This window comes from Streptomyces sp. CNT360 (assembly GCF_000424785.1).
Genome location: NZ_AUKO01000031.1, coordinates 114,941 through 123,943, shown reverse-complemented (window position 1 = coordinate 123,943; position 9,003 = coordinate 114,941). Strand labels below are relative to the sequence as shown.

At 71.5% G+C, this 9,003-nt stretch carries 9 protein-coding genes; 3 read left to right on the top strand and 6 right to left on the bottom strand.

What is annotated here, in order from left to right; genetic code table 11:
* The first annotated feature begins 308 nt into the window (after positions 1 to 308).
* Positions 309 to 845, top strand: a complete 537-nt coding sequence (locus H297_RS0123460; protein ID WP_027739050.1) for a DinB family protein — start codon at positions 309 to 311, stop codon at positions 843 to 845.
* A gap of 61 nt (positions 846 to 906) precedes the next feature.
* Here the strand turns inward: H297_RS0123460 and H297_RS0123455 are convergent, their stop codons facing one another.
* A complete protein-coding gene (locus tag H297_RS0123455; protein WP_027739049.1) occupies positions 907 to 2,184 on the bottom strand; it encodes a DUF6986 family protein in 1,278 nt (425 codons plus the stop codon).
* Between the two features lie 403 nt (positions 2,185 to 2,587).
* Between H297_RS0123455 and H297_RS0123450 the strand changes: the two genes are divergently transcribed.
* A complete protein-coding gene (locus H297_RS0123450) occupies positions 2,588 to 3,031 on the top strand; it encodes a subtilase-type protease inhibitor (RefSeq protein ID WP_027739048.1) in 444 nt (147 codons plus the stop codon).
* A gap of 83 nt (positions 3,032 to 3,114) precedes the next feature.
* Here the strand turns inward: H297_RS0123450 and H297_RS0123445 are convergent, their stop codons facing one another.
* From H297_RS0123445 to H297_RS0123435, 3 genes are all read right to left on the bottom strand, one after another.
* Complete coding sequence (locus H297_RS0123445; protein ID WP_027739047.1) at positions 3,115 to 4,077, bottom strand: electron transfer flavoprotein subunit alpha/FixB family protein; 963 nt, start codon at positions 4,075 to 4,077, stop codon at positions 3,115 to 3,117.
* Between the two features lie 84 nt (positions 4,078 to 4,161).
* Positions 4,162 to 4,953, bottom strand: a complete 792-nt coding sequence (locus H297_RS0123440) for an electron transfer flavoprotein subunit beta/FixA family protein (protein ID WP_078514493.1) — start codon at positions 4,951 to 4,953, stop codon at positions 4,162 to 4,164.
* A gap of 239 nt (positions 4,954 to 5,192) precedes the next feature.
* Positions 5,193 to 5,510: a thioredoxin family protein gene (locus tag H297_RS0123435; RefSeq protein ID WP_064744863.1), complete on the bottom strand. Its 318-nt coding sequence runs from the start codon at positions 5,508 to 5,510 to the stop codon at positions 5,193 to 5,195.
* A 220-nt stretch (positions 5,511 to 5,730) separates the two neighbouring features.
* Here H297_RS0123435 and H297_RS0123430 point away from each other — a divergent pair, with 220 nt between their 5' ends.
* Positions 5,731 to 6,450: a lysophospholipid acyltransferase family protein gene (locus tag H297_RS0123430; RefSeq protein ID WP_027739044.1), complete on the top strand. Its 720-nt coding sequence runs from the start codon at positions 5,731 to 5,733 to the stop codon at positions 6,448 to 6,450.
* A 27-nt stretch (positions 6,451 to 6,477) separates the two neighbouring features.
* On the opposite strand, the gene H297_RS0123425 is transcribed toward H297_RS0123430, so the two are convergent.
* Both H297_RS0123425 and asnB read right to left on the bottom strand, forming a co-directional pair.
* On the bottom strand, positions 6,478 to 6,912 hold the full coding sequence (locus H297_RS0123425) for a MarR family transcriptional regulator (protein WP_027739043.1): 435 nt from the start codon (positions 6,910 to 6,912) through the stop codon (positions 6,478 to 6,480).
* A gap of 30 nt (positions 6,913 to 6,942) precedes the next feature.
* Positions 6,943 to 8,784, bottom strand: coding sequence for an asparagine synthase (glutamine-hydrolyzing) (gene asnB / locus H297_RS0123420; protein ID WP_027739042.1), 1,842 nt, complete (start codon positions 8,782 to 8,784; stop codon positions 6,943 to 6,945).
* Positions 8,785 to 9,003: the final 219 nt, after the last annotated feature.

The window sequence follows — 9,003 nt, the reverse complement described above, 5'->3', positions numbered from 1 at the left end:
AAAGCAGTCCCGGGCAATCGCCACCCGCTACGACAAACGCGGGTACGTCTTCCTCGGCACCGCCACAGCAGCAGCCCTGGTCATCTGGCTGCGCACTTGATCGCCCGGACAAGTCCTAGCCGCGGCCCTCCGGGCCCGGGGCCCGGGCCGGGGCGGAGACGTTGGGCAACGCCACGCGGGGACTGCGCGGCGTGCGCGGCCGAGGCGGGTGAGCGGCGGCGGGTGGTGGCGAGCGGTGGTGAGTGGTGGCGAGTGGTGGCGCGGAAAACCGGTGCCCCTCGGCCACTTCCATCGGACAGGATCGGCCGATGGACACACCCCGACGTGATCTGCTGCGCTTCCAGTTCGACCTGACCTGGTCCCTGTTCGCGTACCACTTGGAGCGGCTTGCGCCCGGCGACCTGCTGTGGGAGCCGGGCCCGCGCTGCTGGACGGTCCGCCTCGGGCCCGAGGGCGGCTGGGTGCCGGACTTCGCCGAGACGGAGCCCGACCCGGTGCCCGCCCCGACCATGGGGTGGCTGAGCTGGCACCTGGGCTGGTGGTGGAGCGTCACGCTCGACCACGCGCGGGGCCGCCCACCGCGGGACCGCACCGAGATCGGCCTTCCCGGCGACGAGGCGGCCACCGTGGCCTGGCTGCGCGGTCTGCGGGAGGAGTGGCTGGGGGTACTGGACGGGCTGACCGACGCGGAGCTGGACGCGACGGCGCCCTTCCCCTGGGACCGCGACCCGGCACACACCGTCGCGCACATGGTGGCGTGGGTGAACGCGGAGCTGATGAAGAACGCCGCCGAGATCGGTCAACTCCGTCTGCTGCGCGCCTCGTCGGCGACGGAGGCCCGCTGACCGGCCGGACGGGGCCGGGCAGCCGCGCGAGACCAGGGCGGCCGCCCGGGAACCGGGGGGCTCAGCGCCCCGCGAGGCGGTCGAGTTCGGGCCGGTCGAGCCCGGAGACCTTCCGGACCTCGGCGGTGTCCAACGCACCGCAGTCCAGGCCGCGCAGCAGGTAGCCGCTGAGCGCGCGTGCGGTCGCCGGCTCGTCCATGACGTCGCCTCCGGACTGCCCCACGTAGGCCGCCAGCCGCTCACCCGCGCGGCGCATGCCCTCGCGGTAGAAGGCGTAGACGGCGGCGTAGCGGGTGGGCAGGTGGCCGGGGTGCATGTCCCAGCCCTGGTAGTAGGCACGGGCCAGCGAGCGGCGCACCAGCCCGTGGTGCAGCCGCCAGGCGTGGTGGACCTGGGCGCGGTCGCCCACCGGCAGGATGTTGGTGGAGCCGTCCGAGAGCCGGACGCCGGTCCCGGCGGCGGCCACCTGCATGACGGCCTTGGCGTGGTCGGCGGCCGGGTGGTCCATCGCCTGGTGGGCGGCGGAGACTCCGCAGGAGGCGCTGTAGTCGAAGGTGCCGTAGTGCAGCGAGGTCGCCCGGCCCTGGGCCGCGTCGATCATGCGGGCCACGGTGGCGCGGCCGTCGGGGCCCAGGATCGACTGGGTGGTCTCGATCTGGATCTCGAAGCCGATGCGGCCGGGCTCCAGCCCGCGGGCCTTCTCGAACTCCTCGCAGAGCCGGACCATCGCGGTGACCTGCTCCGCGTAGGTCACCTTCGGCAGGGTCAGCACCAGCCCGTCGGGCAGCCTGCCGGCCTCCATCAGGCCGGTGAGGAACAGGTCGAGGGTGCGGATACCGCGGTCGCGGACGGCGGCTTCCATGCACTTCATGCGGATACCGGCGTACGCCGGGGTCGGGCCCTCGGCCCCTTCGGCGAAGGCGTCGGCGACGAGCTCGGCGGCGCGGACCGCGGCGGCGTCCTCCTCGGCGTCGGGGCGGACCCCGTATCCGTCCTCGAAGTCGATCCGCAGGTCCTCGACGGGCTCCCGGCGCAGCTTGTCGCGTATGCGGTCGTGGACGGGGCCGGCCAGGTCCGCGTCGAGACCCAGGACCTCGGCGAGCGTGTCGGCGTCGGGCGCGTGGGCGTCCAGCAGCGCGAGCGCCGCCTCGCCCCACTCGCGGAGTGTGCTCGGGGTGACGGTGTCGGCGGGCACATAGACCGTGTGCACCGGTTGCCGCGTCCCCGCATCCCCCGGGTACCGCCGTGCGAGCTCGGCGTCCACCGGCGCCAGCGACTCGGTCACCTGAGCCACGACACCGGCGTCCAAGCTGGTACCGACCGTCCCACCCTGCGACATCTACGCTCCCTCTCCCTGACGACTCACGACCGTAATCAACAAAACGTTGAAGCTGGTTGCGGCGACCGTATGGTCCGCTGACCAGCCAGTCAAGGGGTCCCCGCACGCCACGGACCGCCACAGGCGGCCCCCTCAGGGCGGGGCGCCGTTACCGCCTCCCTCGGGGGCAGCGCCCGGAATCCGGCCGTTGTACAGGGGTGGGATCCGGCCAGTGCGGCTGAACGGGAGGCGAACAGCGGGGTGTTGCCGCAGGGGATACGGTCCGCGGGGAGTAACTTTGCGCCACTGATTCAATGCACAACGTTACCGAAACGCGTGGTGGCGATGTGCTTTCGGTGGCCGGACTCGGCAGACTCGAGCTCGCCGATCCGGCACTTACCCTCAAAGCGGAAGGAAGCACACAATGCGGAAGACCGCGCCCCGGAGAGCCGCCCTCGCCCTGGCGGCCGTGATCACCGGGACCGCCGGCGCGCTCGCCCTCACGGCAGCGCCCACCCAGGCCGCCCCCGCCCGGCCCACCTCGCTGTACGCGCCCTCGGCGCTCGTCCTGACCGTCACCACCGGGACCGACGCCGCCGCCACCCCCCAGCGGGCCGTCACACTGAGCTGCACACCCACCGCGTCCGGCACGCACCCCGCCCCCGACCGGGCCTGCGCCCAGCTCCGCGCCGCGCAGGGCGACTTCGCCGCACTGTCCGGCGGAGCCGAGCAGCTGTGCACGCGCGAGTGGCAGCCGGTCACCGTCACCGCGCAGGGCGTGTGGGAGGGCGAGCGTGTCGACTTCGCGCACACCTACGCCAACCCCTGCGTGCGAGGCACCGAAGGCGCCTCCGTCTTCTCCTTCTGACCAGAGGAGAACCGGCGCCGCACGCCGAGGGCCCCGCACCACGACCTGGTGCGGGGCCCTTCGGGTGGACGGCAGCGGCCTCGTCAGCCCTTGCGGGTCCTGATCTCCTCGGTGAGCTGCGGGACGACCTCGAACAGGTCGCCCACCACGCCGTAGTCGACCAGCTCGAAGATCGGGGCCTCGGAGTCCTTGTTGACGGCCACGATCGTCTTGGACGTCTGCATGCCGGCCCGGTGCTGGATGGCGCCGGAGATGCCGGTGGCGATGTAGAGCTGCGGCGAGACGCTCTTACCGGTCTGGCCGACCTGGTGGGAGTGCGGGTACCAGCCGGCGTCCACCGCGGCGCGCGAGGCACCGACAGCGGCGCCCAGCGAGTCGGCCAGGCCCTCGATCAGCGGGAAGTTCTCGGCACCGTTGACGCCGCGGCCGCCGGAGACCACGATCGCGGCCTCGGTCAGCTCGGGGCGGCCGGTGGACTCGCGCGGGGTGCGCGAGGTGACCTTCGTGCCGGTGGCGGTCTCGCCGAAGCCGACCGACAGCTCCTCGACGGTACCGGCCGCGGCGGCCGCCTCCGGCGTGGCCGAGTTCGGCTTGACGGTGATGACCGGGGTGCCCGTGGTGATCCGGGACCTGGTGGTGTACGCGGCGGCGAAGACCGACTGGGTGGCGACCGGGCCCTCGTCGGAGGACTCCAGGTCCACGGCGTCGGTGATGATGCCGGAGCCGATGCGCACGGCGAGCCGCGCGGCGATCTCCTTGCCCTCGGCGGACGAGGGCACCAGCACGGCGGCGGGCGAGACGGAGTCGTAGGCGGCCTGGAGCGCGTCCACCTTCGGCACGACGAGGTAGTCGGCGAACTCGGGCGCGTCCGCGGCCAGCACACGCGCGGCGCCGTACTCGGCGAGCGTGCCCGCTGCCTCGGCCGCGTTCGGACCCAGGTGCACGGCGACCGGGTCGCCCAGCTTGCGGGCCAGGGTCAGCAGTTCGAGGGTGGGCTTGCGGACGGCGCCGTCCACGTGGTCGACGTAGACAAGGACTTCAGCCATGGGATTGCTCTCCTGCGCGGGTTCGGAAAGGGAGGTCGGGGAAGAAGCAGCGGCTCGGACGCACTACCGGCTCGCCGGGCTGCTTCAGACGAATTTGCGCTCCGCGAGGAAGCCCGCGAGCTGCTTGCCGCCGTCGCCCTCGTCCTTGACGACGGTGCCCGCGGTCCGCGGCGGGCGCTCGGTCACGTCCTCGACCTTGGTCCAGGCGCCGTCCAGCCCCACCTCGTCGGCCTCGATGTCCAGGTCGTCCAGGTCCAGCGACTCGACGGGCTTCTTCTTGGCGGCCATGATCCCCTTGAAGGAGGGGTAACGCGCCTCGCCCGACTGGTCGGTGACGGAGACGACGGCGGGGAGCTGCGCCTCCAGCTGCTCGGTGGCAGCGTCGCCGTCGCGCCGTCCGGTCACCTTGCCGTCCTGGACGGAGACCTCGGACAGGAGCGTCACCTGCGGCACGCCCAGCCGCTCGGCGAGCATCGCGGGCAGCACACCCATGGTGCCGTCGGTGGAGGCCATACCGCAGACGACCAGGTCGTAGCCGGTCTTCTCGATGGCCTTGGCGATCACGTACGAGCTGCCCAGCGCGTCGGTGCCGTGCAGGTCGTCGTCCTCGACGTGGACGGCCTTGTCCGCACCCATGGACAGCGCCTTGCGCAGGGCGTCCTTGGCGTCCTCGGGGCCGACGGTCAGCACGGTGATCTCCGCGTCCTCGACACCGTCGGACTCCCCGATCTGCAGCGCCTGCTCGACCGCGTACTCGTCCAGCTCGGAGAGCAGGCCGTCGACCGACTCGCGATCGGTGGTCAGGTCCTCCGCGAAGTGCCGGTCACCGGTGGCGTCGGGCACGTACTTCACACAGACAACGATCCTCAAGCTCACGCCGGCTCTCCTACTGCTTCGACTTACGGTTCCGGCCCTCATGGGGCCGGCGGTCCGTCCACAATATTACTCGTCAGTACACCCAGCACGTTCCCCGTTCTCAAGACCGCCGAACTGTGACGTTGCCAACGGAGAGAGTGACGGCCCAACTCCATCACGCGGGGCGGTGCGAAGCGAGTGTCCCGGGAGGGGATCTGGGTCACGCCCCGGGCCGGACCGCGCCCTGGCCAGAGGGGGTTTCAGGCGAGGGCGGAGCCCAGCGCGGCGATGACGTCGGCCTTCCGCGGCTGCCCGGTGGCCCGCTTGACGAGGCGCCCCGCGCCGTCCAGCACGAGCACGGTGGGCGTACCGGTGACCTCCAGTTCCCGGACCAGCCCCAGGTGCTCCTCCGCGTCGATCTCGACGTGCACCACACCGTCGACCATGGCGGCCACCTCCCCCAGGACACGGCGGGTCGCATGGCAGGGCCGGCAGAAGGCGCTGGAGAACTGCACGAGCGTCGCCCGCTCCCCCAGCTCCCGCACGCCGAGCAGCTCGGCGTTCACCCGCTCCACCACGAAAGGCCTCCAATCCGGCGCCGATGCGGAATTCCCGCTCGATTCCCACGCCCTTACGGACAAGTCTGCCGCGAGGCTAGCCAGGAGCAACGCTTTGGGGAACGATCTGCCGATGCCGGAAGTTACGCACCCGTAAGTACGGGACCGCGGCAGACCGGGTTCCGGCACCGCTCGGCCTGCTGGAGACCGCTTGCAGGCCTCCGAGACGAAGGGTCCCCACATGGCCGATCTCCTCTACCCACCCGTGATCGGTGCGGCACGGGCGTGGTTCAAGGCGCTCGACCTGCGCTTCGACGTCCGCGGCGCCGAGCACGTGCCCCACCGCGGCGGGGCCGTCCTGGTGAGCAACCACATCAGCTACCTGGACTTCATCTTCACCGGGCTGGCCGCCCGCCCCGCCAAGCGGCTGGTGCGGTTCATGGCCAAGGAGTCGGTCTTCCGGCACAAGGTCTCCGGGCCGCTGATGCGCGCCATGAAGCACATCCCTGTCGACCGCTCCCGCGGGGAGCACGCCTACACGCACGCCCTGGCGGCCCTGCGCGCGGGCGAGGTCATCGGGGTCTTCCCGGAGGCGACGATCTCCCGGTCGTTCACCCTCAAGGACTTCAAGTCCGGCGCGGCACGGCTGGCCCAGGAGGCGCGGGTCCCGCTCGTCCCGATGGCCCTGTGGGGCACCCAGCGGCTGTGGACCAAGGGCCACAAGCGCGACTTCGGCCGCCATCACCTGCCCATCAGCATCCGGGTCGGCACCCCCGTGGAGACGGACCCGGACGAGCCGGCCACGGGCGTCACCGACCGGCTGCGCGAGCGGGTCGGTGAGCTGCTGGAAGCCGCCCAGCGGGCCTACCCGGCCTCGCCCGCGGACTCCGCCGGCGCCTGGTGGCAGCCGGCTCACCTGGGCGGTGCGGCCCCGACACCGGCCCAGGCACGCACCCTGTAGGCGGCGCTGCTGCGGAGCCACGCGGAGCTACCGGCCCGCCTCCGCGAGTCTCCGCAGCAGCGGCGCCGTAGCCAGCACCCTGGCCACCTCGTCCTCGGGGAGCGAGCCGAGGCGCTCCAGCAGCTCCTCGGCCTCGCCGTGCGCCACGTCCCGCAGCGCCCTGGTCCCCAGGGCGGTGACGGCCACGCGGGTGGCGCGGCCGTCGGTGGGGTCGGGCTCCCGGCGGGCGAAGCCGAGCGCTTCCAGCTCCGCCACGACGGCGGTGGCGGTCGGCTGGGAGCAGGGGACCCGCTCGGCGATCTGGCCGACCCTGCTGGGCCCCGCCTGGGTCAGCAGGGACAGGACGATCAACTGGGTCGGCTGCAGCCCTCCCGTGGTGCTCGCCCTGCGCAGTGAGCGCAGCAGCCGGTGCAGGGCGATCACCATGTCGAAGGCCGCGTCCTCGTTCTGACGGGTCCCCATCGCTCCCCCCGTGGGCTCGTCCTGATCGGATCAGGCGAGTGTAATCGTGGGGGCGTACATATCCATCCACAGCGCCAGGTCGAGCACGCGCTCAAGGCCCCGCCGGGAGGCCTGGCTGTGCTGCGGAGTGTCGATCGTGACCGCCCGCTCCAGCCACTCCCGCTCGACGAGGTCGAAGACCTGGTGGGAGGGCTTGGCGAGCAGGTCCTTGACGTTCTCCTGCAGGGCGGTGAAGTACTTCGGGTCCTGCGTGGAGGGGTAGGGGCTCTTGACCCGGTCGTACACCGAGCGGGGCAGCACGTCGGCGGTCGCCTCGCGAAGCAGGCTCTTCTCCCGCCCGTCGAAGGACTTCAGCGACCAGGGCGTGTTGTAGACGTACTCCACCAGCCGGTGGTCGCAGAACGGCACGCGGACCTCCAGTCCGACGGCCATGCTGGCGCGGTCCTTGCGGTCCAGCAGGATGCGGACGAAGCGGGTCAGGTGCAGATAGCAGATGACCCGCATCCGGTACTCGAAGTCGCTCTCGCCCTCCAGCCGCTGGATGCCGTTCACCGCCGAGGCGTAGCTGTCCCGGGTGTAGCCGGGCAGGTCCAGGGCACGGTTCAGCGGGGCGTTGAGGATGTTGTCGTCCTCGCCGATGGTCCGGGCGAACTGCACCAGCCACGGGAAGGTCTCGCCCTTGCGGGCCTCCTCGTCGAAGAAGTGCTTGTAGCCGCCGAAGACCTCGTCCGCGGACTCGCCGGAGAGGGCGACCGTCGAGTGCTGCCGGATGGCCTTGAACAGCAGGTAGAGGGAGGCGTCCATGTCGCCGAGGCCCATGGGGATGTCGCGGGCCCGGATGACGCGGGAGCGCACCTCGGGGTCGGCCAGGTCGTCGGAGCTGAGGACGATGTCCTGGTGGTCGGTGGCGGACTCGCGGGCCACGTCGTGGACGAACGGGGTGTCCGGGGTGCCGCGCAGTTCGTCGGCGACGAAGTTCTCGGTCTGCCCGACGAAGTCGACGGCGAAGCTGCGGACGGTCTCGCCGGTCTCCTGGAGCTGACGGGCCGCCAGTGCCGTCATGGCGGAGGAGTCGAGGCCGCCGGAGAGCAGGGTGCAGCGCGGCACGTCGGAGACGAGCTGGCGGCGCACGATGTCGTCCATCAGCTCGCGCACGTGCGCGATGCTCTCGTCCTTGTCGTCGGTGTGTGCCCGGGTCTCCAACTGCCAGTAGACGTGGGTGCGCACCCCGTTCGTGTCCACGGTGACCACGGTGCCGGGCTCGACCTCGCGCATGCCCTCCCACACGGCGTGGCCGGGGGTCTTGACGAAGGAGAACAGCTCACGCAGCCCGTCGAGGGTGACCTCGCGGCGGGCCAGCGGGTTGGCGAGGATCGCCTTGGGCTCGGACCCGAAGAGCACGCCGTCGGACGTCTCGGCGTAGTAGAACGGCTTGATGCCCATGCGGTCGCGCACCATGACGAGCTGCTTGCTGCGGCTGTCCCAGATGGCGAACGCGTACATGCCGTTCAGCCGCTCGGCGAGCGCCGGACCCCACTCCAGGTAGGCGCGGAGGACGACCTCGGTGTCGGAGTCGGTGGTGAACCGGTGGCCGCGGCCGGTCAACTCACGGCGCAGCTCGGTGTAGTTGTAGGTCTCCCCCGAGTAGACCATGGCGACGCTGCCCTCGGGCGTCTCGACGGTCATCGGCTGCCTGCCGCCGGGCAGGTCGATGATGGCGAGCCTGCGGTGACCCAGTGCGGCGGGGCCGGCTATCCAGGTGCCGGCGTCGTCCGGGCCGCGGCAGGACATGGTCTCCGTCATGGCGTCGACGGTCGCCCTCTCGGATGCCAGGTTCCTGTCGTAGGAGACCCACCCGGTGATTCCGCACATGTGTTTCCTCCGGCTTCGACCTTCGGTGCGCGTGACCGACGTGCAACGACCCCCCGTAGTAATAGGTTCACCGAAGGTCATATGTATCGGCCACCTATATAACTGGCACTCTTTCACACCTCCGGGGTCTTCAAACACCAGGGCGCGGACGGAGGGCGCGAAACACGCCACGACCGGGAGCGCCGCCCTGGCAGCGCCCCCGGCTCGCCCGCACGGCCG